Genomic DNA, 23935 nt, shown 5'->3' on the forward strand with positions numbered 1-23935 from the left:
GCAACCGGCCGGGCGGCAGGTCGGGCAGGGTGGGCGGGGCGTCGGCGGTGTCGCTGGCGAACACGGGCATCTCCGGCTGGTCGGCGCGCACCACTTCTACCCGGTACGGGGTGGCTTGCGCTACTGCTTTCCACGCAATCCGCGCCGGAAGGGGGCAGAGTCAGTGTTTCCGGCACCCGCGAAGGGGCTCAGCCGTGCGCCGCCGCCTGGAACTTGACCGCCATTGACCTATTGCCCGGCGCCGGCGCCGGGATGCTGGACGCCAGCGCCGCTCAGAACAGCAGGGCCGACATCGAACGCCGGAAGCGGCCGACCAGTGCGGCGTCGTCGATCACCTTGAATGCATCGATCAGCAGCTTGCGCGGCAGCCCGTCGTTGTAGGCAGCGTCCTTCTGCAGCATGGCCAGGAACTGTTCCAGCGCGGCTTCGTCGTTGCCGCCCAGCAGCAGCTGCACGCCGCGCAGGTGGCGCGCCTCCAGGTCGCCGGCATCGGCCGCGATACGCGCGTCCAGTTGTTCCGGCGCCGGGGCGTCCTGCAGCGCCTTGGCGAAATCCAACCGCGCCCGCGCGCGTACCGCGCGGTCGTCGGTGGACAGGTTGGCCGGCAGCGCTTCGATCAGCGCGCTGGCTTCATCGGTGCCGCCGGTGTGCAGCAGGGCCAACGCCAGGTCGAGCTTCAGTTCGTCCTTGTCCGGTTCGGCCGCGATGCTGGCGCGCAGTACGTCCACCTGTGCCTGCGGGTCCAGCGCGGCCGGCACCTCGGCGGGGGCCTCGGCCGCTTCGGCAGGCAGCACCCCGTGCTGGGTCAGGAATTCACGCAGCTGGCCTTCCGGCAGCGCGCCGGGGAAGCCATCGACGATCTGGCCGCCCTTGACCAGGAACACGGTCGGCACCGAACGGATCTGGAAGGCCGCGGCGATCTGCTGTTCCTTGTCCACGTCGACCTTGGCCAGCACGAAGGCACCGTTGTACTCGTCGGCCAGCTTCTCCAGCATCGGGCCCAGGGTCTTGCAGGGCTCGCACCAGGTGGCCCAGAAATCGACCAGCACCGGGGTCTGCAGCGACGTCTGCAGGACCTGCGCTTCGAAGGTTTCGGTAGTGGCGTCAAAGACGTGGGACAGTTCGCTCATGGTCGGGATCAACGATTTAATGATGTACCCAGTGTATGGTGCCGCCCATATTGAGAAGCAACCCCAATCACGGGCGCGCGCGGCGGAGAACGGCCACATGAAGACCCTGCAACGCTTCGATCCCCTGTGGGGCGCCCTGGCGGCGGTGCTGTTCCTGGCGTCGGTGCTGGGCTTCGGCGCGGTGTTGCCCGGTTACCTGCCGCTGGGCCATCCGGTGGCGTTGCTGGGCGCCACCGGGGTGCCGCATGCGCTGGCCTTCGACCTGCTGGGCTTCGTGCTGCCCGGACTGCTGGCCGCGCTGGTGGCGGTGCGCCTGCTGGTGCGGGTGCCGGTCACCGCGCCGTGGACGCTGCGGGTGGGCGGGCAGATGCTGGTGCTGTCCGGCCTGGCCTTCGCCGCCATGGGCATCCTGCCGCTGGACCCGACCGACATCGAAAGCCCGGCCAGCCAGTTCCACGCCAGCGCATGGATGGTCTGGGTGCTGGCCTTCGTGCCGGGCGCGCTGATGTCCGGCTTCGGCGCGCGCCGTCTTCCCGGCTGGGGGCGATTGGCGGCGCTGCACGTGGCCGCGGGGCTGGCGGTGCTGGTGGGGGCGTTCGTGCTGCAGGCCGTGATGCCGGCGCCGGTCGCCCAGCGCGTGGCCTTTGTGTCCTGGGCGGCGTGGCTGGCCGCCGTGCTGCCCGTGGCAGGCCTGGTCCGGCAGGGATGAGCTGACGGGTTTGGCCGCAATCGACGCGGTCATGCGCGCTGGCGCAGGCCTGCATGGAATGTCGTTCCTGCCAATTCCCTGATATATCAACGGGATGGGGCTGCACGCGCGGGGCTGCCGTGGCGACGATTGGAGCCGTTTGCCGCACTGCGGTACGCTGTGCCGCTTTGCCGCCGCAACTGTGTTTTCCATGACCAGCGTCGAACCCAACGTATACGATCCGCAGCAGGTTGAATCGGCCGCCCAGAAGTTCTGGGACGCCACCCGTGCCTTCGAAGTGACCGAGTCTTCGGACAAGCCGAAGTACTACTGCCTTTCGATGCTTCCGTACCCGTCGGGCGCGCTGCACATGGGCCATGTGCGCAACTACACCATTGGCGATGTGATCAGCCGCTACAAGCGGATGACCGGGCACAACGTACTGCAGCCGATGGGCTGGGACGCGTTCGGCCTGCCCGCGGAAAACGCGGCGATCAAGAACAAGACCGCCCCGGCCAAGTGGACCTACGCCAACATCGAGCACATGCGTGGCCAGTTCAAGGCCATGGGCTATGCCATCGACTGGTCGCGTGAGTTCGCCACCTGCACGCCCGAGTACTACGTGCATGAGCAGCGCATGTTCACCCGGCTGATGCGCAAGGGCCTGGCCTACCGCCGCAACGCGGTGGTGAACTGGGACCCGATCGACCAGACCGTGCTGGCCAACGAGCAGGTCATCGATGGCCGTGGCTGGCGCTCCGGTGCGCTGGTGGAAAAGCGCGAGATCCCGCAGTGGTTCCTGCGCATCACCGATTACGCCCAGGAACTGCTGGACGGCCTGGATGAACTGCCGGGTTGGCCGGAATCGGTCAAGACCATGCAGCGCAACTGGATCGGCCGCTCCGAAGGGCTGGAGATCCAGTTCGACGTGCGCGATGCCGACGGCAGCGCGCTGGATTCGCTGCGCGTGTTCACCACCCGCCCGGACACGGTGATGGGCGTGACCTTCGTGTCGATCGCCGGCGAGCATCCGCTGGCCCTGCACGCGGCGAAGTCGAACCCGGCGCTGGCTGCGCTGCTGGCCGAGATGAAGCAGGGCGGCGTGTCCGAGGCTGAACTGGAAACCCAGGAAAAGCGCGGCATGGACACCGGCCTGCGCGCGGTGCACCCGGTCACCGGCGCCCAGGTGCCGGTATGGGTGGCCAACTTCGTGCTGATGGGCTACGGCACCGGCGCGGTGATGGCCGTTCCCGGGCATGACCAGCGCGACTTCGAATTCGCCAACAAGTACGACCTGCCGATCCGACAGGTCATCGCGCTGAAGTCGCCGCGCAAGGACGAAACCGCCTACGACCCGCGCAACTGGCAGGACTGGTACGGCGACAAGACCCGCGAGACCGAACTGGTCAACTCCGACGAGTTCGACGGCCTGGACTTCCAGGGCGCCTTCGAGGCTCTGGCTGAACGCTTCGAGCGCAAGGCCCAGGGTCAGCGCCGGGTCAACTACCGCCTGCGCGACTGGGGCGTGAGCCGCCAGCGTTACTGGGGCTGCCCGATCCCGGTGATCTACTGCGCCAAGTGCGGCGCGCTGCCGGTGCCGGAAGAACAGCTGCCGGTGGTGTTGCCTGAGAACGTCAACTTCGTGGGCACCGGCTCGCCGATCAAGTCCGACCCGGAATGGCGCAAGACCACCTGCCCGGAATGCGGCGGTGCGGCCGAGCGTGAAACCGACACCTTCGACACCTTCATGGAGTCGAGCTGGTACTACGCGCGCTACACCTCGCCGGGTGCCCGCGACGCGGTGGACAGGCGCGGCAACTACTGGCTGCCGGTGGACCAGTACATCGGCGGCATCGAGCACGCCATCCTGCACCTGATGTACTTCCGTTTCTTCCACAAGCTGCTGCGCGACGCGCGCATGGTGGACAGCAACGAGCCGGCGCAGAACCTGCTGTGCCAGGGCATGGTGATCGCCGATACCTACTTCCGCCAGAATCCGGACGGTTCCAGGGACTGGATCAACCCGGCCGACGTGGACGTGCAGCGCGACGAGCGCGGCCGCATCACCGGCGCGGTGCTGATCGCCGACGGCCAGCCGGTGGAGATCGGCGGCACCGAGAAGATGTCCAAGTCGAAGAACAACGGCGTGGACCCGCAGGCCATGGTCAGCCGCTACGGCGCCGACACCGTGCGCCTGTTCTCGATGTTCGCCGCGCCGCCGGAACAGTCGCTGGAATGGAATGAAGCCGGCGTGGACGGCATGGCGCGCTTCCTGCGCCGCTTGTGGGCGCAGGTGCAGAAGCACGCCGCTGAAGGTGCCGCTCCGGCGCTGGACCCGGCCACGCTTACCACCGAACAGAAGGCGCTGCGCCGCAAGACCCACGAAACCATCGGCAAGGTCGGTGACGACTACGGCCGCCGCCACAGCTTCAACACCGCCATCGCCGCGGTGATGGAGCTGATGAACGCGCTGGCCAAGTTCGATGACGCCTCCGACCAGGGCCGTGCGGTCCGCCAGGAAGCGCTGCAGGCCACCGTGCTGCTGCTCAACCCGATCACCCCGCATGCCAGCCATGCGCTGTGGCAGGTGCTGGGGCATGGCGAAACGCTGCTGGAAGACCAGCCGTTCCCGCAGGCCGACAGCACCGCGCTGGTCCGCGATGCGCTGACCCTGGCCGTGCAGGTCAACGGCAAGCTGCGTGGCACCATCGAGGTTGCGGCCGACGCTCCGCGCGAGCAGATCGAAGCGCTGGGCCTGGCCGAGCCGAATGCGGCGAAGTTCCTCGAAGGGCTGAGCGTGCGCAAGGTGATCATCGTGCCCGGGAAGATCGTCAACATCGTGGCCGGTTGATCGGGCGGGCCCTGCGCCGTCGGCGCCAGCGGGGCAGGGCCCCGCTCTACGTGTCGGCGCGGCAGGGCCCCGCTCTACGTGCTGCGTTCACGTGGGTTCGGGCATCGTACCGTCACCATTTTTCTGTTGCCGGGTCCGCCCGGCTCATCCAGACTGTGAACATGACCCGATTCCTGCTTGCCTTCGTTCTCACCGCTACCCTCGCCGGGTGTGGCTTCCACCTGCGCAACAAGCTGATGCTGCCGGCCGACACCGCTGCGGTGAAGGTGGTCTCCACCGCCCCGTACAGCGAACTGGCCAAGCTGCTGCGTCGCGGCCTGATGGCATCGGGCGCGACCATTGCCGATGCCGACAGCAAGGAACCGGCCGCACAGCTGCAGGTGTTGTCCGAGCGCTGGGGCGACCTGCCCATCGCCATCGACGCACAGGGCCGTGCCCAGGAATTCAGCCTGCGCTACGCGGTGATCTTCGTGTTCCGCCGCGAAGACGGTAGCGACTTGGTGCCGCAGCAGGTGATCGAGCTGTCGCGCGACTACGTGTCGCCGCCCAGCGACGCCACCGGCACCACCACCGAGCGCGAGATCCTGGCCGATGAACTGCGCCGCGAAATGTCGGCCTCGATCCTGCGCCGCATCGACAGCGTGGTCCGCGCCGAAATCGAGCGCGGTCGCCTGAACCCGCCGGCCGCCGAACCTGCCGCGACCCCGCCGGCAGCGCCGATCCCGGCCACGCCGCCGCAGGGCGGCTGACCGGTCCGCGCACGGACCGGCCGCACGATGGAACTGCGCCCCGAACAACTCGCCAGCCAGCCGGCCAGCCAGGCGCTGGTGCCGGTGTACCTGATCGCCGGGCCGGAAACCCTGCGCGTGCTCGAAGCGGCCGATGCGGTGCGCGCCAAGGCCCGCGCCGAGGGCATCAGCGAGCGCGAAGTGTTCGACGCCGACGGGCGCGACTTCGACTGGAACCAGCTCGACGCCACCTTCAACGCGCCCAGCCTGTTCAGCGCGCGTCGGCTGGTGGAGCTGCGCCTGCCGACCGGAAAGCCGGGCAAGGAGGGCGCGGAAGTGATCAGCCAGTTCTGCGCCAACCCCGCGCCGGACGTCGTCCTGCTGATCACCTGCAACGAATGGAGCAAGGCCCACCAGGGCAAGTGGGCCGACGCGGTCAGCCGCGTTGGTGTGCTCTCGGTGGCGTGGGCGATCAAGCCGCACGAACTGCCCGATTGGATCGAGCGCCGCCTGCGCCAGCAGGGCCTGCGTGCCGACCCGGCGGCCGTGCAGCGGTTGGCCGAGCGGGTCGAAGGCAACCTGCTGGCGGCCGCGCAGGAAATCGACAAGCTCGCGCTGCTGGCCAGCGGCCAGAGCCTGGACGTGGACACCATGGAATCGCTGGTGGCCGACGCCGCCCGCTACGACGTGTTCCGGCTGCTGGAGGCGACTTTCTCCGGGCAGCCGACCGCGGTGCTGCGCATGCTGGCCGGCCTGCGCGCCGAAGGCGAAGCGGTGGCCGCGCTGATGCCGATGGTGATCCGTGAAATGCTGGCCACCGCCGCGTTGGCCCGGGTGCAGGCCCGGGGCGGCAACCTGGCCGCGGAAATGAAGAGCCGTGGCATCTGGGAATCGCGGCAGGCGCCGTTCAAGCGCGCGCTGCAGCGCCATCCCGAGGCCAAGCGCTGGGAGCGCTTCGTGGCCGAAGCCGGGCTGGTCGACCGCATGGCCAAGGGACGCGCCGACGGCGATCCCTGGCTGGGCCTGGAGCGGCTGCTGGTGGCAGTGGCGGAAGCACGCGCGGTACGCCTGCTGGCCCGTGCCTGAGCCCGATGGGCCTGCGCATCCATTACGGCGGTACCTTCGACCCGGTGCATCGGGGCCACCTCGCCATCGCGCGTGCGGCACGCGACCAGCTCCAGGTGGCGGTGCGCCTGCTGCCCGCCGCGGACCCGCCGCACCGCCCGGCCCCCGGTGCTCCGGCCAGCCAGCGCGCCGAGATGCTGGGGCTGGCCATCGAGGATGACGCCGGCCTGATCCTGGACCTGCGCGAACTGGAACGCGCCCGGCGCCAGCCGCAGACCCCGTCCTACACGGTCGACACCCTGCGTGAGCTGCGTGCCGAGCTCGGTGCGCGCCAACCGCTGGCCTGGCTGGTGGGGGCCGACAGCCTGCTGGGGCTGCCCGGCTGGCACGAATGGGAGGCGCTGTTCGAGCTGGCCCACTTCATCGTCGCCGACCGGCCCGGCAGCCCGCTGGAGCAGCGCCTGCCCGCGCCGCTGCAGAAGGCCCTGCAGGGCCGCTGGGCCCGGCACGAACGTGAGTTGTTCGCCGCGCCCGCGGGCCGCCTGCTGCATCTGCAGGCGCCGCTGCGCAGCGAATCGGCGTCCGAGGTGCGTGAGCGCATCGCCCATGGTGGTGACTGGCGGGCACTGGTGCCGGAACGGGTGGCCGACTACATCACCCACCACCGCCTGTACGGGATCCGCGCGCCGTGAACACGTTCAGGTTGCATGGGCCGTATAATCGTCGCCACATTTATCGAGTCTCCCTGCTTTGAGCGACCAAGCCCAGCCCCAGACCATCAAGGTCACCATGCCGAACCCGGCGCCGTCCACCCAGCAGCTGCTGGAGTGCGTGCGCAAGGCCACCGAAGAACTGAAGGCCAAGGAAGTGGTCGAGATCGACGTGATCGGCAAGTCCAGCGTCACCGATTTCATGGTGATCGCCTCGGGCACCTCCAGCCGCCACGTCAAGTCGATTGCCGACGAAGTGGTGAAGTTCGCCAAGAACCTGGGCGTGATGCCGCTGGGCGTGGAAGGCGAGCGCGAAGCCGAGTGGGTGCTGGTCGACCTGGGCGACGTGCTGGTGCACGTGATGCTGCCGCGCGTGCGTGAGTTCTACGCGCTGGAGCGCCTGTGGACGGTCGGCGACCAGCCGCCGAGCCTGCTCGACGAGGGCGACGACGAAGACGACTACGCCGCGCGCTGAGCGTTGCGCACGTGGTGACGACGACGGCGCCCGATGGCGCCGTTGTCATTTGAAGGAGCACGACGATGAAAGCCAGGCTGATCGCCACCGGCGAGCGCGCGCCCAGTTGGGTCGCGCAGGGCTTTGCCGAGTACCAGAAGCGGCTGTCGCACTGGCTGCCGTTCGAGCTGGTGGAAATCGAGCCCGGCCTGCGTGGCAGGGGGCGCGACGCGCGCCGCGCGACCGACGACGAGGGCAAGCGGGTGATCGCGGCGCTGCCCAAGAACGCCTACGTAGTGGCGCTGGATGTGCCCGGCCGCCAGCTCAGTTCCGAACAGCTGGCCCAGCGCCTGGAGCACTGGCGCGGGCAGGGCAGGGACCTGGCGTTCCTGATCGGCGGCCCCGAAGGGCATTCGAGCGAAGTGTCCGCGCTGGCGGATGAAAAATGGTCGATCGGCCCGCTGACCCTGCCGCACATGCTGGTGCGGCTGGTGGTGGCCGAGCAGCTGTACCGCGCCGCGGCGATGCTGGCCAACCACCCGTACCACCGCGCGTGAAGAAAAACGGCGCGGATGGGTTACAAGCCGCGAAAAACTGGTTAGAATGCACACCCCGCCCGAATAGCTCAGCCGGTTAGAGCACTTGACTGTTAATCAGGGGGTCGTTGGTTCGAGTCCAACTTCGGGCGCCAGGTTTTGAAAAGCCTCACAGCAATGTGAGGCTTTTTTTTTGCGCGCGTGCCTGGCCGGGTCGCGCAGCCACGCAGGGCGTGGCTCTACGTTGGGTGGTCTCGATACGCGCGTGCCTGGGCGGGTCGCGCAGCCACGCAGGGCGTGGCTGCTACGCTGGCTCGTCCGATTCGCCGTAGAGCGACGCCCTGCGTCGCTGGGCGTGGTGCACGATGGATGCAGGAAGCCCGGGCAATGCCCGGGCTTCGTCGTTCCCGAGGCTGGGCAACGCGCCGTTGCCAACGATGCCCAAACCGACAATCGGTTTAGGAACCCTTGTATGGAACTTACCGCACACGGCCTTACATCATGTTCGCCTGGCCTCGATGTCAGGTTGCGGTACCCGTCGTCGCGCAGCATTGCTTATCTCCGCCTTGGCCGCGCTGTAGAGCCCAAGGTGACCGATTGCGGTGACTAGCTGGGTGGCTTGCCAAGATCAATTTACCCTGTGCCTGCCGATCAGGCGGTCTGGATCAAAGGACAAAGATATGTGGCGCGACCTTCTCAAGCTCTTCGTGTTTCTGGCTGCTTTGACGGGCGTGGTGGTGCTGGGCTGGGGACTTCCGTTCTTCGGCCACTATCACCGCGGCATGCCAGGCGGCCTACAGGCGCTGATGATGCTGTGCGCCCTGGTCGCGCTGGTGATGATTCCCTTTTCTACCCGGGCTTTTGCCAGGCTGTTCTTGGGCAGAGGCAAACGTCCTGACCCACGTGGATAGCACCAGGCTGTCATCGCGCGATCTTCAGCATCACGAAGTCGGTGACGTATAAGGAAAAAAGCCCGGGCAATGCCCGGGCTTTTTTTTGTTGCGCAACGGATCAGTTGAAGGTGTACTTCGCGCCGACGGTGAAGTAACGGCCGATCGCGCCGCTGAAGTGCAGCGGGTTGTAGTTCACGCCGCCGTAGGTGGTCGGGTCGAGCGGGGCGGTGCGGTCGAATACGTTCTGCACCGAGGCGCTCAGCTCGAAGGCGTCGGTGATGTTGTAGCGACCGGACAGGTCGAAGGTGGTGAACGAGGAGATCTTCTCCACCGGCGTGCCGTCCCAGTAGAACGCCAGGTAGTCGCCACCGCGGCTGTCCTTGTTCTCCAGGCTGCTGATGTAGTTGACCACGCCGCTGACGCTCCACGCGTCCTGCTTCCAGGTGGTGCCGAAGTTGACGCGGTCTTCCGGCGTGCCGATGCAGTTGGTCACGTCGCAGTTGCCGTGGGTGCCCACGTAATCCACCGTGCTGTCGCCTTCGGTGCGCTCGAACTTGAGCACGTGGCTCCACTGCAGGTCCATTTCCAGCTGGCCCGGACCGATGTCGAAGGTCTGGCGGATATCGGTGTCGATACCGCGGACCCGCGACGAGTTGGCATTCACGTAGGCGGTGTTGACCGCCAGGATCGAGCCGGTGCCGGGAATGCCGTTGATCAGGTTACTGTCGCGCAGCACCTGGCCCGCCGCAATCGCGTCGGCGGTGCTGCCCTGGGCGATTTCGTTGGTGCGCTTGATTTCCCACGCGTCCACGGTCAACGAGGTGGTGGCCGTGGGCTGCAGCACGATGCCGAGCGAGTAGCTCTTGGACTCTTCCGGTTCCAGGTCCGGATTGGGGCTGGTGATGATGGCCACCTGGCGTGCACTGCAGTTGGTGGTCACGTCCGCAGGCGGGCTGGCCGCGCAACGCACCGGATCTACCGCGTTGGAGAACGCCGCCAGGCCGCCGTCGCCGTTTTCGGCCGGGTTGGGGGCGCGGAAGCCTTCCGCATAGGTGGCACGCAGTGCCATCCAGTCCACCGGCGTCCACTTCACGCCCAGCTTCGGCGTGGCCTTGCCGTCACCGCTTTCGTACTTGTCGTAACGGACCGCGCCGGACAGTTCCAGCTGTTCCAGCACCGGGGCGGACAGTTCGACATAGCCGGCATACACGTTCTGGGTGCCGTCATAGGCCGAGTAGCCCAGGCCGATGATGTCGCCGGCGTCGGTGTAGGTCTGCGGGGTCAGGCTGTTGCTGGTCTTGCGCCACTCGGTACCGATCGCCAGGCCAAGCGGGCCGCCCGGCAGGTCCGCCAGGCTGCGCGACACGGTGAAATCGAACATGTCCAGGCTGGACTTGGCGTTGGCCTGGATGAGCGGGGAGATGTAGTCGTACAGCGCCTGCGAGTTCTGCCCGGCGTCGTCGCCGATGCGCCACACGCCGCCTGCGCAGGCCGGGTCGCCGAGGGCGCACTGCACCGCGCTGTAGCGCAGGAAGCCGGTGCGCTTGTTGACCAGGTTGGTGCTGGAATGCAGGTAGGCGGTGTCGTAGTCCCAGTCGCCCCAGCTGCCCTTGGTGCCGACCAGGAAGCGGGTGAACTCATTGGTGTTGGTGGTCACGCGCGGGCCGACGTCCCAGGCCGAATAGCGCAGGCGCGAGGCCTGGCCGGGAATCGGATTGTCCGGATGGGTCGGCCCGAGTACGACCGCGCCGGGACCACTGTTGGCGTTGACCGGTCCGCCCGGGTAACCCCAGCCGCCGGAGACGCCCGACGGGGTGTTGCTGAACACCGTTTCCTTCTTGGAGTAGCCGATCTCGGTGTAGATCTCACCGCCTTCGCCATAGGCGAAGCTGGCGCGGCCGAACACGTTGACGTATTCCTCCTTCGGGCTCAGGTCGCGGTAGAGCTGGGCCGGGTTCCACAGGCAGCCGTCTTCGGCAATCGACGCGGCGGTCTGGCCCGGAATGGTGGTAAGGCCTTCGCAGCCGGGCAGTGGAACGAGGAACGCGGGATTGGCCGTGGTCACGTTGCGGTCGTCGAACACCGAGCCGTTCGGGCCGGCGCCGCCGCTGGTGCCGCCGTTGAGGAAGGCGCCGCCCAGGAACTGCGAATCCTGCGCCGTGATGCCCCACTGGCGCAGGTCGCCGGTGCCGATCCAGTCGCGGTTCTTGCGGTCGCTGATCTTGATCGCATCGGTCTTGCCGACGTCCAGGCTGAAGAAGGCGTTCCAGCCGTCTTCGGCGATGTCGCCGGTACCGGCGGTCAGGGTCGCCTTCTTCGCATCGCCGTCGCCGTCGCCGGACACGCCGTACGAACCGCGCAGGATCGCGCCCTGGAAATCGCTGCGCAGGATGATGTTGACCACGCCGGCGATGGCATCGGAGCCATAGATCGCCGATGCGCCGTCCTTCAGCACTTCCACGCGTTCGACCGCATCCAGCGGAATGGTGCTGAGGTCGGTGAACACCTTCTGGCCGTCATCGGCCAGGCCATACGTCGCCATGCGGCGACCGTTCAACAGCACCAGCGTGGAGCCGGCGCCCAGGCCGCGCAGCGAGATGCCGGCGCCGCCACCGGCAAAGCCGTTGCCGAAGGTCTTGGGAATGGAGCCGGCGCCGTCGGAGGTCAGCGTCTGCAGGTACTCGGCCACGGTGGTCTTGCCACTGCGGTCGATGTCCTGGCGCGTCACCACCTGTACGGGGGACGGGGTCTCGGTGTTGGTGCGGGGAATGTTCGACCCGGTGACCGTGATGCGGTCCAGGTTGGTGGCGGGGTCCTGGGCCATGGCCGAGGACGAAGCGAACGCACCGGCGAGCAGCAGCACGCTGCCGGTCAATGCGGAGGAAACGGAGTGGGCCAGCGTATTGCGACGGCAGGTGCGGCGGGGTTGAGTCGGGTATTTCACAGTTTCTCTCCTTACTGGAACCCTGGAACTGGGACTGGGCGCCGTCAATAAGTTGACGCGTCCAGCCAATCTAGGTTTCCTTCGGGTGATAAAGCTGTGAAAAAATGCTTAATTCGGGACGATTAGTGACGCACGTCAAGATCGGGTGGGGAGCGCGCGGCTCCCCACCCCGGTAGTTACTCCGGCAGCGAGAAACTTACTGGAACCAGCCCGACCGCGGGCACTGCGCGACCGTCCACCTGGGCGGGCACGAAGCGCCAGTGGCGCAGCACCTGCTGCCGCGCGGCATTGTCCAGCACCCGGGAGCCGCTGCTGCGTTCGATCGACACGGCGGCCGGCTTGCCGTCGGCGTCGACCTGCACCCGCAGCGTCACCGTGCCCTGCTCACCGGCACGGAGGGCGGCAATCGGGTAACCCGGCGGCGGCGCCGTCCGGTACTGCAGTTGCACACCGTCACCCGAGGCCGCCGGCGCCGGTTCGGCCGGCGCGAGGGTCGGCGTCTGGACGTCGCTGGCAGGCAGGGGCGGCACCGCCAGCACGTCGTCCGCGCTGGCGGTGGGCGGCGGCAGCGGCGCCACGCGCGGTTGGGTGGTCGGCGCACGCACCGGAACCGGTTCCTGCGGCACGATCGGCGGGGGTGGCGCGGGTTGCGACACCGGCGGGGATATCAGGTTCACCACCGTCCGCTCGCGCGGCAGCGGGGCGGCCATGTACGCGGCAGGAATGAGCAACAACATCAGTGCAAGCAGGTGCAGGGCCATCGCCGTGCTCCAGCCAAGCACGCGCGGGACGTCGATCTGCAGTTGGACCATCGGGGGATGCGTACGGACCATGCTCCACTCTCCTTGCCAGATGTGCGTGCGGGAACATCAACGTGCAGGGGCCGGGGCCCCGCAATGGCAGCAATACCGCAGCCCGGCGCGGGCCGGAAGTCAGGGGGCGGGCCATCGTTTGGCTACCGGTCAGAAAACGGTAGCGCCGGCCGTTGGCCGGCCCACGCGATAACGAGGCCGGCCAACGGCCGGCGCTACCCCTTACCGGCCCAGGTCGAAGACGACGTCCAGGTTTACCGACACGGTCGATTCGCCCGGCGAGACCGGGGTGGAGACATCGGCCGCCATCGGCGCCGCTGCGGCCCGCATCATCACCGGGCGGAAGTTGCCGCCACCGCTCTCGGAAATGCTGACGATCCGGCGCACGCGCAGGCCCAGCGACTTGGCATAGGTTTCGGCGCGGGCCTGGGCCTTCTTCAGCGCGGCGAGGCGTGCTTCGTCGTACACCGGCTCGGGCTGGTCGATCTCGAACTGCGGGCCGTTGATCTGGTTGGCGCCCTGTGCGGCCAGGGCATCAAGGACCTTGCCCAGCTTGGCGATGTCGCGCACCTTCAGGCTGACCGTGTTGCTGGCCTGGTAGCCGGTGATCTTCGGCGCTTCGTTCTCGGCATAGCGGTACTGCGGGCTGAGGTTGACCCCGCTGGTCTGCACGTCGCGCTCGGCGATGCCGGCGGCCTTGATCGCGGCCAGCACCTTGACCATCTGCTCGGCGTTCTGGCGCATGGCGGTGTTGCCGTCGGTCGCCTGGGTGACCACACCGGCCGACAGCGTGGCCACGTCGGGCACACGCCGGGCTTCGGCGTTGGCCGAAATGTTGAGCAGGGTGCCGTCTGCGGGCACGGCGATGGCGGGTTGGGACTGGGCGTGGGCGGTCATCGAGGTTCCCAGGGCAAGCGACAGGGCGAGGAGCAGCGGGGACAGGGGGTTGCGGCGCATGTGCATCTCCTTGTGAAGGCGTTGAGGTTGGTGTCGGTGCGATGAACGTCTGGTGAGAAGGGGTGGGGTTGCGAGCGATTGGGTGCTGTTGCTCGCGATTCAGACAGGGCGCGCAGGTTATGCTTCCGCGATGCTTTATCTTGCCTCCCGTTCGCCCCGACGAACCGAATTGCTGGCGCGCCTGGACCGACCCTTCCATGCGCTCGACCTTGACGTGCCCGAAGTACGGGCCGACGGGGAAGCCGCCTTGGACTACGTGCAGCGCGTGGCCGTGGACAAGGCCCGCGCCGGATTGGCCCGGGTGCTGGGCGAGGACCCGCAGGCGTGGGTGCTGGGCGCGGACACCGAAGTGGTGCTGGACGGGGAGGTGTTCGGCAAGCCGGTCGATGCCGCCGACGCCAGCGCGATGCTGCGCCGGCTGTCCGGTCGCACCCACCAGGTGATTACCGTGGTGGCGCTGGTCGCCGCGGGGCAGGAGCAGGTGACCACCGTGGCGTCGGAGGTCGGCTTCATCGCGCTGGACGAGGCGGCCATCGCTGCCTACGTCGCCACCGGCGAACCGATGGGCAAGGCCGGTGCCTATGCCATCCAGGGGGGTGCAGAGCGCTACATCCACCACCTGGCGGGAAGTTATTCGGGCGTCATGGGATTGCCCCTGCAGCAGACCGAACAGTTGCTGCAGGCATTCGAATCGAAGGGAGTCGCCCGTGTCTGAAGAAATCCTGGTCAACGTCACCCCACGTGAAACCCGCGTGGCGGTCATCGAAAACGGCATGCTGCAGGAACTGCACATCGAACGCGGCTGGCGCCGCGGCGTGGTCGGCAATATCTACAAGGGCAAGGTGCAGCGGGTCATGCCCGGGATGCAGGCCGCCTTCGTCGAGGTCGGGCTGGAGCGTGCTGCCTTCCTGCACGCCAACGACGTGGTCCGCCCGGCCCCGGTGGCCAGCGCCGACACCGAAGGCACCACGCTGCCGCCCCCCTCGTCGGTGCCCATCGTGGAACTGCTGCGGGACGGACAGGACATCGTGGTGCAGGTGGTCAAGGATCCGATCGGCACCAAGGGCGCGCGCCTGACCACCCAGATCAGCATTCCCTCGCGCTACATGGTGCTGCTGCCGCAATCCAAGGTGGTCGGGGTGTCGGCGCGGATCGAGGACGAGGCCGAGCGCGCGCGTCTGAAGGCCCTGGTGACCGAACTGTCGGCCCAGCACGGCGGGTATGGCTACATCGTGCGCACCAACGCCGAAGGCCAGCCGGCCGAGGCGATCGCCGAAGACATCGCCTACCTGTCGCGGGTCTGGAACGTCGTCGAGCGCCGCGGTCGCGAAGCGGCCCCCTGCAGCGTGATCTACGAAGACCTGAGCCTGCCGCTGCGCTCGGTGCGCGACCTGATCCGCAAGGACGTGGACAAGGTGAAGGTGGATTCCAAGGAGACCTTCACCCAGCTGCAGGCCTTCGTGGCCAAGTACATGCCGGTGCTGGCCGAGAAGCTGGAGCTGTACAGCGGCGACCGCCCGATCTTCGACATGTTCGGGGTCGAGGATGAGATCGGCCGCGCGCTGGACAAGCAGGTGCCGCTCAAGTCCGGCGGTTACCTGGTGATCGACCAGACCGAGGCGATGACCACCATCGACGTCAACACCGGTTCGTTCCTGGGCCAGCGCAACCTGGAAGAGACGGTGTTCCGCACCAACCTGGAAGCGGCCCAGTCGGTGGCGCGCCAGCTGCGGCTGCGCAACCTGGGCGGGATCATCATCATCGACTTCATCGACATGGACGATGCCGAACACCGCCGCCAGGTGCTGCGCACGCTGGAGAAGGCGTTGGCGCGCGACCATGCCAAGACCACGGTGTACGAGTTCTCGCCGCTGGGGCTGGTCGAGATGACCCGCAAGCGCACCGTGGAGAGCCTGGAACGGCAGCTGTCCGAGCCCTGCCCGGAATGCAGCGGGCGCGGCTCGATCAAGACCGCCGAAACGGTCACCTACGAGATCTTCCGCGAGATCACCCGGGCCGTGCGCCAGTTCGATGCCGCGCGGCTGCTGGTGATCGCCTCCTCCAAGGTGGTGGCGCGGATCACCGATGAAGAGTCGGCGGCGGTGGCCGAGCTGGAGGAATTCCTCGGCAAGTCGATCCGCTTCCAGGCCGACGAGCAGTACCTGCAGGAGCAGTTCGATGTCGTGCTGCTGTGACCTGGGCATGCCCGTGACCGGTCCTGCCGGCGCACCCGGGGACCGATGAGCGCGCCGCTGCGCCTGCGACTGCGAAGGATCCGCCGCCATGCCGTGTATGCCGTGGCGATCGTACTGGTGTGCGTGGCGCTGCTGGTCGGCAGCGTCAGCCAGCTGATGCCGCTGGCCGAACGCCACCCGGACAAGGTGGCCGGCTGGCTGAGCGCGCGCGCCGGCCAGCCGGTGGCGTTCGACCAGTTGCAGACGCGCTGGACCCGGCGCGGCCCGCTGCTGGCGCTCAAGGGCCTGCGCATCGGTGAAGGTGAGGGCCTGCGCATCGGCGAAGCCGAGGTCCTGGTGTCGCTGTATTCCGGCCTGCTGCCCGGGCATTCGCTGACCGAACTGCGCCTGCGCGGACTGGCGCTGGAGCTGCAGCGCGCCGAGGACGGGCGCTGGTCGGTGCGCGGCCTGCCACAGCCCAAGGCCGGCGGCGATCCGTTGGAAACGCTGCGCCGCCTGGGTGAGCTGCAGGTAATCGGTGGCCGGCTGCGGGTCGACGCGCCGTCGCTGAAGCTGCAGGCCGAGCTGCCGCGCATCGACCTGCGCCTGCGCGTGAACGGCGATCGCGTGTCGGTCGGCGCGCGCGCCTGGGCCGACCTGCAGGGCGCGCCGCTTACGGCGGTCCTCGATTTCGATCGCGGCACCGGCGATGGCCAGGCCTGGCTGGCGGCCGACCCGGCCGACTTCCGCGCGTGGTCTCCATTGCTGACCTTCGGCGGCGTCTCGCTGGTGCAGGGGACCGGCACCTTCAACACCTGGGTGGACCTGCGCGACCACCGCGTGGTCATGCTCACCAGCGACGCCGACCTGCAGCGTGTGCGGCTGCGCGGCGCGCGCCTGGCCGGCGGCCAGCCCCCGGCGGTCCAGTTCGACACGCTGCAGCTGCGCGCGCGCTGGCGCTGGGTGCAGGGCGGTTGGCGTGCCGACGCGCCGCGCCTGCGGATCGGCATGAACGGGCGCAACGAAACGCTGGATGGCCTGTTGATCGCGGGCGGCCAGCATCAGGCGCTGGCCGGCGACAACATCGACGCCACGCCGCTGCTGGCCGTGCTCGGGTTGACCGACCGCATCGATGCGGGACTGCGTGGCTGGCTGCAGCAGGCCGCCCCCGAGCTGCGCATGCGCCGGGTGCGGGTGGCCGGCGAGCGCGATGGCCCATTGCGGTTCGAGGGCGAGCTGGAGCAGATCCGGTTCCGTCCCGCCGGCCACGCGCCCGGCCTCAGTGGCGTGGGCGGACGTTTCGAGGGCGACGCCAACGGCTTCCGGCTCGACCTGCAGCCCTCGCGGGTGATGCAGTTCGACTGGCCCAGCGGGTTCGGGGTGCGCCACGACGTGCGCCTGGCCGGCAGCATGGTCGGCTGGCGCGACGAAGGCGGTGGCTGGCGCGTCGGCACGCCGGCGCTGCGCGTGCAGGGCACCGACTATGCCGCCGACGTGCGTGGCACGGTGTGGTTCCAGGGCAACGGCACCCGCCCGTGGCTGCAGCTGGCGGCGAAGCTGGACGACGTGCCGATGACCGCGGCCAAGCGCTTCTGGATCCATTCGAAAATGAGCAAGGGCGCCACCGACTGGCTGGACGCCGCGCTGGTGGGCGGCCACGTGCGCGGTGGGATCGGCCTGGTCACCGGCGAGCTGGAAGACTGGCCGTTCGACCGCAACAACGGTCGCTTCGAAGCCAGTGGGCATATCGACGACGGCATCATCCGCTTCCAGCGCGACTGGCCGACCATGGACAAGGTCGATGGCGAGATCGCCTTCATCGGCCCGGGTTTTGAAATGCACGGGCGCGGCGACCTGGCCGGTGTGAAGGTCGACCACTTCGATGCCGGCATCGTCGATTTCGGCGCCACCCCGCTGTACGTGAAGGCCAACAGCCGCAGCGACGCCGGCGCGCTGCTGGCGATGCTCAAGCAGAGCCCGCTGCACAGGACCTACGCCGATTCGCTGGACAACCTGAGCGCCCAAGGGCCGGCCGCGGTCAGCTTCGATCTGCTGCAGCCGCTGCATCAGGGCCAGGGCGTCGGCCACCTGCAGGGCAGCGTCGAGCTGGACGGTGCGACGCTGTCCGACAAGCGCTTCGACCTGACCTTCGAGGCGATGCGCGGGCAGGCCCGGTACAGCCAGGATGGCTTCGGCGCCGACGCGCTGGCGGTGCGCCACCTGGGCCAGGACGGCCAGTTGAGCCTGCGCGCCGGCGGTTACGTGCGCGACCCGCAGCAGGCGTTTGAATCCGAACTCACCGCGGCGCTGGGCGCCGGCCTGCTGCTCGACCGCGCGCCGGAGCTGGCCTGGCTCAAGCCCTACATCGACGGCACGTCGCGCTGGACCATCGGCGTGACCCTGCCCAAGGTGGCCGCCGGCAGCAAGGCGCCGCCGCCGACGCTGCTGCGCCTGCACTCGGACCTGGTCGGCACCCGCCTGGACCTGCCGGCGCCGCTGGACAAGCCGGCCGGGACGCCGCTGGCCACCGCGGTCGCGGTACAGCTGCCGATGGGGGCGGGGCGGGTGGACGTGGCATTCGGCCAGCGCCTGGCCCTGGCGGCGCGCACCCACAACAGCCAGACCGGCGTACAGGTCACGCTGGGCAGCGACAAGGTCGACCGCGAACCGCCTGCCAGCGGGCTGGTGGTCAACGGACGCAGCGGCTCGCTGGATGCATTGGACTGGATCGCGCTGGCGCGTTCGCCGGGCGGCACGCCCGACGCCGACCCGATGCCGCTGCGCCAGGTCGATGTGCAGGTCGGCCAGCTGCTGCTGGCCGGTGGCATGTTCCCGCAGACCCGTCTGCAGCTGCGCCCGTCCGCAACCGGCGTGGACGTGCGCCTGGACGGCCCGTCGCTGGCCGGCAGCCTGAGCGTGCCCAGCGCCGATGGCGCCGCCATCGTCGGCACGCTCGACCGCGTGCACTGGCAGTCGCCGCCGGCGCCGATCAAGGCTCCCGGCGACGGCGCGCCGATCGCGCTGCCCGCCGATGCCACGCTGCCGGCACGCGTACAGGCCAGTGCCAATGACACCAACCCGGCGAAGATTCCGCCGTTGTCGCTGGACGTGGCCGACCTGCAGTTCGGCAAGGCGCGGCTGGGGCAGGCGGTGCTGCGCACGCGTCCGTTCGGCAACGGCCTGAGCGTGGACCGGCTGCAGTTCCGTGCCCCCCGCCAGGCCATCGACATCCAGGGCCGCTGGCTGGGCATGGGCACCGCGGCCACTACCCATGTCGAGGTCAAGGTGGACAGCGAAGACCTGGGCGGTCTGATGCAGAACCTCGATTACGGCGGCCAGCTGCGCGGCGGCCAGGGCCAGATCACCCTCGACGCCGGCTGGGCGGGCGGGCCGTCCGACTTCCAGCTCGGCGCGCTGCAGGGCCGGATGCAGGTCCAGGCGCGCAACGGCCAGCTGCTGGAGCTGGAACCCGGCGCCGGTCGCGTGCTGGGCCTGCTCAGCGTGACCCAGCTGCCGCGGCGGTTGATGTTCGATTTCCGCGATTTCTTCTCCAAGGGCTTCGCCTTCAACCAGGTCGGCGGCACGCTGGACTTCGCCGATGGCATGGCGACCACCGACAAGGTGCTGATTGAAGGACCGGCCGCCAACATCAGCATCCGCGGCCGCACCGACCTGCGCCGTCAGCAGTTCGACCAGACCATCGACGTCAATCCGCGTGCGGGCAACCTGCTCACCGTGGTGGGCGCGGTGGCCGGTGGGCCGGTCGGCGCCGCGGTAGGCGCGGCGGCCAACGCCGTGCTGTCCAAGCCGTTGGGGCAGATCGGTGCCAAGACCTATCGCGTCACCGGCCCATGGGCCGAGCCCAAGGTCGACGTGATCGACCGCGACGAAGCGCCGCCTGCGGCCGCACCGGCCCCGGTGGTGCGTTGACGTTCCCCGCTTACCGCTCCATTTGCCGCGCCCGGCTTGCGAAGGCGGCCGGCGCCCATAGATCAGGATCATGACCGACAACGCACTCACCCTTGCCCACGACCGCCTGCTGCTGCCCGCCGGGCTCGACGCCGGCGGCCTGGAACGCACCTTCGGCACCCTGCTCGGACCGGGCATCGACTTCGGCGACCTCTACTTCCAGCATGCACGCCGCGAAAGCTGGAGCGTGGAAGACGGCATCGTCAAGGACGGCGCGCATTCCATCGAACAGGGCGTGGGCGTGCGCGCCATCGCCGGCGAGAAGACCGGCTTCTCCTATTCCGACGACATCCATGGCGACGCGCTGCTGGCGGCGGCGCAGTCGGCGCGCGCGATTTCCCGCGATGGCGGCGCGCAGCCGGCGCGTGCACTGGTGCGCGGCAACGCGCGCGCGCTGTACCCGGCCGTGGACCCGATCGACGGCATGGGCAATGAAGCCAAGGTCGAAGTGCTCAAGCGCCTGGACCGCTACCTGCGCGCGGCCGACCCGCGCGTGCAGCAGGTGATGGTGAGCCTGTCCGGCGGCGTGGACACGGTGCTGATCGCGCGCAGCGACGGCGTGCTGGCCGGCGACATCCGCCCGCTGGTGCGCCTGAACGTGCAGGTGATCGTCGAACAGCAGGGCCGCCGCGAGTCCGGTTACGCCGGCGGTGGCGGGCGCTACAGCTATGCCGAACTGTTTGCCGATGGCCGCCCGGAGGCGTTCGCCCGCGAGGCGCTGCGCCAGGCGCTGGTGAACCTGGAGGCGATCCCGGCCCCGGCCGGGGTGATGACCGTAGTGCTGGGCCCGGGCTGGCCGGGCGTGCTGCTGCACGAAGCGGTGGGCCATGGCCTGGAAGGCGACTTCAACCGCAAGGGCACCAGCGTCTACGCCGGCCGCATCGGTGAGCGCGTGGCTGCGCCCGGCGTGACCATCGTCGACGACGGCACCCTCGACGGCCGCCGCGGCTCGCTCAACATCGATGACGAAGGCCACCCGACCCAGTGCACCACGCTGATCGAGGACGGCATCCTGGTCGGCTACATGCAGGATTCGCTCAACGCGCGCCTGATGGGCGTGGCCCCAACCGGCAACGGCCGCCGCGAGTCGTTCGCGCACATGACCATGCCGCGCATGACCAACACCTACATGCGCGCCGGCCAGCACGACCCGGAAGAAATGATCCGCTCGGTCAAGCGGGGCCTGTACGCGGTCAACTTCGGCGGTGGCCAGGTCGACATCACCAGTGGCAAGTACGTGTTCTCGGCCACCGAGGCGTACCTGATCGAAGACGGCAGGGTCACCGCGCCGGTGAAGGGCGCCACGCTGATCGGCAACGGTCCGGAAACCATGCAGAAGGTGCGCATGATCGGCAACGACCTGGCCCTCGATGAAGGCGTCGGCGTGTGCGGCAAGGACGGTCAGAGCGTACCGGTGGGCGTGGGCCAGCCGTCGCTGCTGATCGACGGCATCACCGTGGGCGGCACCCAGGCCTGATCGCCGGATGCATCCCTCCTGCCTGCCCGGTTCAGTCGTCGCTGGCCAGTTCGTCGTCGCCGGCGTCCGCGCCGGCGGCGGTGTCCAGGCCCAGCGCGGCCGGTACCAGCAGCCCGCGCAGCACCTGGTAGATTTCCCGGTACGCGCGCGGCGGCTTGTTCTTCGCGCGCTCGGCCTGCGCATTGCGGACCAGCGTGCGCAGCTGCTGGCGGTCGGCCTGCGGGAATTCCTCCAGCAGCGTGGCCAGCGCCTTGTCGCCGTCCTTGAGCAGGCGCTCGCGCCAGTCTTCGGCGCGGTGCAGCGCGGCCACTTCGCGGCGCGAGGTTTCGCTGTTGGCGTCCAGCGCATCGCGGATCGCATCCAGCGTGGCGTCGTCCTCGCGGCGCATGTGCTTGGCCAGGAACGCCAGCTGGCGCTTGTGGGCGATATGCGCGGTGATCCGCTTGGCTTCGGCGATGTGCGGCAGCAGGTCTTCCGGCACCGGCACGCGGGCCAGCTGCGCCGGCGTCAGCGACACCAGCTTCTCGCCCAGGGCCAGCACGTCCAGCGCGTCGCGCCGGTTCTGGCTGCGGCTGATATCAAGGAATTCACCGGTTTCTTCGTCGCGTCCGCGCATCGTCTTGTTTCCACTTCCAGAACTGCGCCCGGCGTTGCGCCCGGCACTCACCCGTACAGGATAAAGCATTGAACGTGATCTCCCCTGAAGCGCCCGCCGCCGACGACAGCCTGCAGCGCCTGGAACAGCTGGCCGACATTTCCCAGCAGCTGCTGGCCCGGGCCCGGGCGATGGGCGCCAGCCAGGCCGAAGTCAGCTGCAGCGAAGAACGCGGGCTGGACGTGAACGTGCGCCTGGGCGAGGTCGAAACGGTGGAATCCACCCGCGACCGCGGCATCGCCGTGACCGTGTACTTCGGCCAGCGCAAGGGCAGCGCCAGCACCGCCGACCTGCAGCCGGCCAGTCTCGAGGCCACCGTGGCCCAGGCCTGCGCGATCGCCCGGCATACCGAAGACGATGCGGCCGCCGGGCTGGCCGACCCGGCGCTGATGGCGCGCGAGTTCCCCGACCTGGACAGCTGGCACCCGTGGGCGCTGCAGGCCGACCAGGCGGTGGACCTGGCGCTGGCCTGCGAGGCCGCCGGGCGCGACGCCGACGCCCGCATCAGCAATTCCGACGGCGCCTCGGCCGCCACCGCCACCAGCCTGTCGGTGTACGCCAACTCGCACGGCTTCATCGGCCGCGACCGCAGCAGCCACCATTCGGTGGGCTGCGCGCTGATCGCCGGACAGGGCGATGGCATGCAGCGCGACGGCTGGTACAGCAGTGCACTGGCCCGGGAAGACCTGGAGGATGCCGCGTCGATCGGGCGCCAAGCCGCCGAGCGCACCGTGGCCCGCCTGCAGCCGCGTTCGATGGCCACCGCGCAGATGCCGGTGCTGTATGCGCCGGAAGTGGCACGCTCACTGATCGGCCACCTGCTGGGCGCGGTGTCGGGCGGGGCGCTGTACCGCCGGGCCAGCTTCCTGCTGGACAGCGTGGGCACGCAGCTGTTCCCGGACTGGTTCGCGGTGGAAGAGCGTCCCCTGCTGCGCCGTGGACTGCGTTCGACCGCCTTCGATGGCGACGGCGTGGCCACCCGCGATTCGGCGCTGATCGAAGCTGGTGTCCTGCAGCGCTACGTGCTGGGCAGCTATTCAGCGCGCAAGCTGGGCCTGGCGACCACCGGCAACGCCGGCGGCGTGCACAACCTGCTGGTCCGTGCGAGTGGCGATCTTGACCTCGCCTCGATGGCGCGGCAGATGGGCGAGGGCCTGCTGGTCACCGAGCTGATGGGGCAGGGGGTGAACGGCGTGACCGGCGACTACTCGCGCGGTGCCGGTGGTTTCCGGGTGGAAAACGGCGAGATCCAGTACCCGGTCGACGGCATCACCATCGCCGGCAACCTCAAGGACATGTTCGCGTCGATCGAAGCGGTGGGCAGCGATATCGATCGCCGCTCGCACGTGCAGGTCGGCTCGATCCTGGTGGGACGAATGACCGTGGCCGGTAACGATTGACGGCATCGATTGACGTATCCTGTGGCGGCTGCCTGGGCAGGCGGGGAGCCTGCCACGCACCACCCACACACTGGATAAGGAGTTTCACGTGAGCGAATTCGACAACGTCACCGCCCCGCCGCCGCCGCCGACCAGCGTCGGCCCGGTTCCCAGCGACCAGCGCACCATGGCGCTGGCCGCGCACCTGCTGGGCATCTTCACCTGGTTCATCGGCCCGCTCATCATCTGGCTGATCAGCAAGGACGACAGCAGCAAGGGCTTCGTCACCGACCAGGCCAAGGAAGCGCTGAACTTCCAGATCACCATCACCTTGGCGATGATCATCTGCTTCATCCTGATGATCGTGATCATCGGCGGCCTGCTGGCGCCGCTGGTCGGCATCCTCAACATCGTGTTCTGCATCATCGCCGCGGTGAAGGCGAACAACGGCGAGGCCTACCGTTACCCGTTCACCCTGCGCCTGATCAAATAATTCCTGTCCTGCAGGAATGC

The 23935-nt window shown here is 68.7% G+C and carries 19 protein-coding genes and 1 tRNA gene; 15 read left to right on the top strand and 5 right to left on the bottom strand.

All coding sequences use genetic code 11. The annotated features are described in order from the left end of the window. Positions 1 to 272 precede the first annotated feature (272 nt). Complete coding sequence (trxA, locus tag FSZ13_RS11455) at positions 273 to 1130, bottom strand: thioredoxin (RefSeq protein WP_145479763.1); 858 nt, start codon at positions 1128 to 1130, stop codon at positions 273 to 275. 97 nt (positions 1131 to 1227) lie between these two features. On the opposite strand from trxA, the gene FSZ13_RS11460 reads away from it, so the two are divergent. From FSZ13_RS11460 to FSZ13_RS11500, 9 genes are all read left to right on the top strand, one after another. Beyond that, complete coding sequence (locus tag FSZ13_RS11460; protein WP_145479765.1) at positions 1228 to 1839, top strand: DUF998 domain-containing protein; 612 nt, start codon at positions 1228 to 1230, stop codon at positions 1837 to 1839. Between the two features lie 190 nt (positions 1840 to 2029). After that, positions 2030 to 4669 carry a leucine--tRNA ligase gene (gene leuS, locus FSZ13_RS11465; RefSeq protein WP_145479767.1) on the top strand — a complete coding sequence of 880 codons (2640 nt, stop codon included), beginning with the start codon at positions 2030 to 2032 and terminating at the stop codon, positions 4667 to 4669. 161 nt (positions 4670 to 4830) lie between these two features. After that, on the top strand, positions 4831 to 5418 hold the full coding sequence (gene lptE / locus FSZ13_RS11470) for an LPS assembly lipoprotein LptE (RefSeq protein WP_145479769.1): 588 nt from the start codon (positions 4831 to 4833) through the stop codon (positions 5416 to 5418). 27 nt (positions 5419 to 5445) lie between these two features. Then, positions 5446 to 6483, top strand: a complete 1038-nt coding sequence (gene holA, locus FSZ13_RS11475; RefSeq protein WP_145479771.1) for a DNA polymerase III subunit delta — start codon at positions 5446 to 5448, stop codon at positions 6481 to 6483. Positions 6484 to 6488: 5 nt separating this feature from the next. Continuing rightward, a complete protein-coding gene (nadD, locus tag FSZ13_RS11480) occupies positions 6489 to 7154 on the top strand; it encodes a nicotinate-nucleotide adenylyltransferase (protein ID WP_145479773.1) in 666 nt (221 codons plus the stop codon). Positions 7155 to 7251: 97 nt separating this feature from the next. After that, positions 7252 to 7647: a ribosome silencing factor gene (gene rsfS, locus FSZ13_RS11485; RefSeq protein ID WP_145480343.1), complete on the top strand. Its 396-nt coding sequence runs from the start codon at positions 7252 to 7254 to the stop codon at positions 7645 to 7647. Between the two features lie 65 nt (positions 7648 to 7712). Next, on the top strand, positions 7713 to 8183 hold the full coding sequence (rlmH, locus tag FSZ13_RS11490) for a 23S rRNA (pseudouridine(1915)-N(3))-methyltransferase RlmH (RefSeq protein WP_145479775.1): 471 nt from the start codon (positions 7713 to 7715) through the stop codon (positions 8181 to 8183). A gap of 57 nt (positions 8184 to 8240) precedes the next feature. After that, positions 8241 to 8317: transfer RNA gene (locus FSZ13_RS11495), tRNA-Asn, on the top strand. A 525-nt stretch (positions 8318 to 8842) separates the two neighbouring features. Then, complete coding sequence (locus FSZ13_RS11500; RefSeq protein WP_145479777.1) at positions 8843 to 9073, top strand: hypothetical protein; 231 nt, start codon at positions 8843 to 8845, stop codon at positions 9071 to 9073. Positions 9074 to 9173: 100 nt separating this feature from the next. Here the strand turns inward: FSZ13_RS11500 and FSZ13_RS11505 are convergent, their stop codons facing one another. From FSZ13_RS11505 to FSZ13_RS11515, 3 genes are all read right to left on the bottom strand, one after another. Next, on the bottom strand, positions 9174 to 11999 hold the full coding sequence (locus tag FSZ13_RS11505; RefSeq protein ID WP_145479779.1) for a TonB-dependent receptor: 2826 nt from the start codon (positions 11997 to 11999) through the stop codon (positions 9174 to 9176). A gap of 176 nt (positions 12000 to 12175) precedes the next feature. Continuing rightward, positions 12176 to 12832, bottom strand: a complete 657-nt coding sequence (locus FSZ13_RS11510; RefSeq protein ID WP_145479781.1) for an energy transducer TonB — start codon at positions 12830 to 12832, stop codon at positions 12176 to 12178. A 201-nt stretch (positions 12833 to 13033) separates the two neighbouring features. Then, a complete protein-coding gene (locus FSZ13_RS11515; RefSeq protein ID WP_145479783.1) occupies positions 13034 to 13768 on the bottom strand; it encodes an SIMPL domain-containing protein in 735 nt (244 codons plus the stop codon). Positions 13769 to 13898: 130 nt separating this feature from the next. Between FSZ13_RS11515 and FSZ13_RS11520 the strand changes: the two genes are divergently transcribed. From FSZ13_RS11520 to tldD, 4 genes are all read left to right on the top strand, one after another. After that, a complete protein-coding gene (locus tag FSZ13_RS11520) occupies positions 13899 to 14483 on the top strand; it encodes a Maf family nucleotide pyrophosphatase (protein ID WP_145479785.1) in 585 nt (194 codons plus the stop codon). Beyond that, entirely contained in the window at positions 14476 to 15963 is a 1488-nt protein-coding gene (gene rng / locus FSZ13_RS11525; protein WP_145479787.1) for a ribonuclease G, read from the top strand. The genes FSZ13_RS11520 and rng overlap by 8 nt, the downstream gene beginning before the upstream one ends. Positions 15964 to 16008: 45 nt before the next feature. Beyond that, positions 16009 to 19872 carry a YhdP family protein gene (locus FSZ13_RS11530; RefSeq protein WP_145479788.1) on the top strand — a complete coding sequence of 1288 codons (3864 nt, stop codon included), beginning with the start codon at positions 16009 to 16011 and terminating at the stop codon, positions 19870 to 19872. 70 nt (positions 19873 to 19942) lie between these two features. Beyond that, entirely contained in the window at positions 19943 to 21388 is a 1446-nt protein-coding gene (gene tldD, locus FSZ13_RS11535) for a metalloprotease TldD (protein WP_145479790.1), read from the top strand. Between the two features lie 31 nt (positions 21389 to 21419). On the opposite strand, the gene yjgA is transcribed toward tldD, so the two are convergent. Further along, positions 21420 to 22004: a ribosome biogenesis factor YjgA gene (gene yjgA, locus FSZ13_RS11540; RefSeq protein WP_145479792.1), complete on the bottom strand. Its 585-nt coding sequence runs from the start codon at positions 22002 to 22004 to the stop codon at positions 21420 to 21422. 68 nt (positions 22005 to 22072) lie between these two features. Between yjgA and pmbA the strand changes: the two genes are divergently transcribed. Both pmbA and FSZ13_RS11550 read left to right on the top strand, forming a co-directional pair. Continuing rightward, complete coding sequence (pmbA, locus tag FSZ13_RS11545) at positions 22073 to 23443, top strand: metalloprotease PmbA (protein ID WP_145479794.1); 1371 nt, start codon at positions 22073 to 22075, stop codon at positions 23441 to 23443. A gap of 88 nt (positions 23444 to 23531) precedes the next feature. After that, positions 23532 to 23915 carry a DUF4870 domain-containing protein gene (locus FSZ13_RS11550; RefSeq protein ID WP_145479796.1) on the top strand — a complete coding sequence of 128 codons (384 nt, stop codon included), beginning with the start codon at positions 23532 to 23534 and terminating at the stop codon, positions 23913 to 23915. Positions 23916 to 23935 lie beyond the last annotated feature (20 nt).

The organism is Stenotrophomonas rhizophila, from assembly GCF_007667275.1.
Lineage (GTDB): Bacteria > Pseudomonadota > Gammaproteobacteria > Xanthomonadales > Xanthomonadaceae > Stenotrophomonas > Stenotrophomonas maltophilia_AE.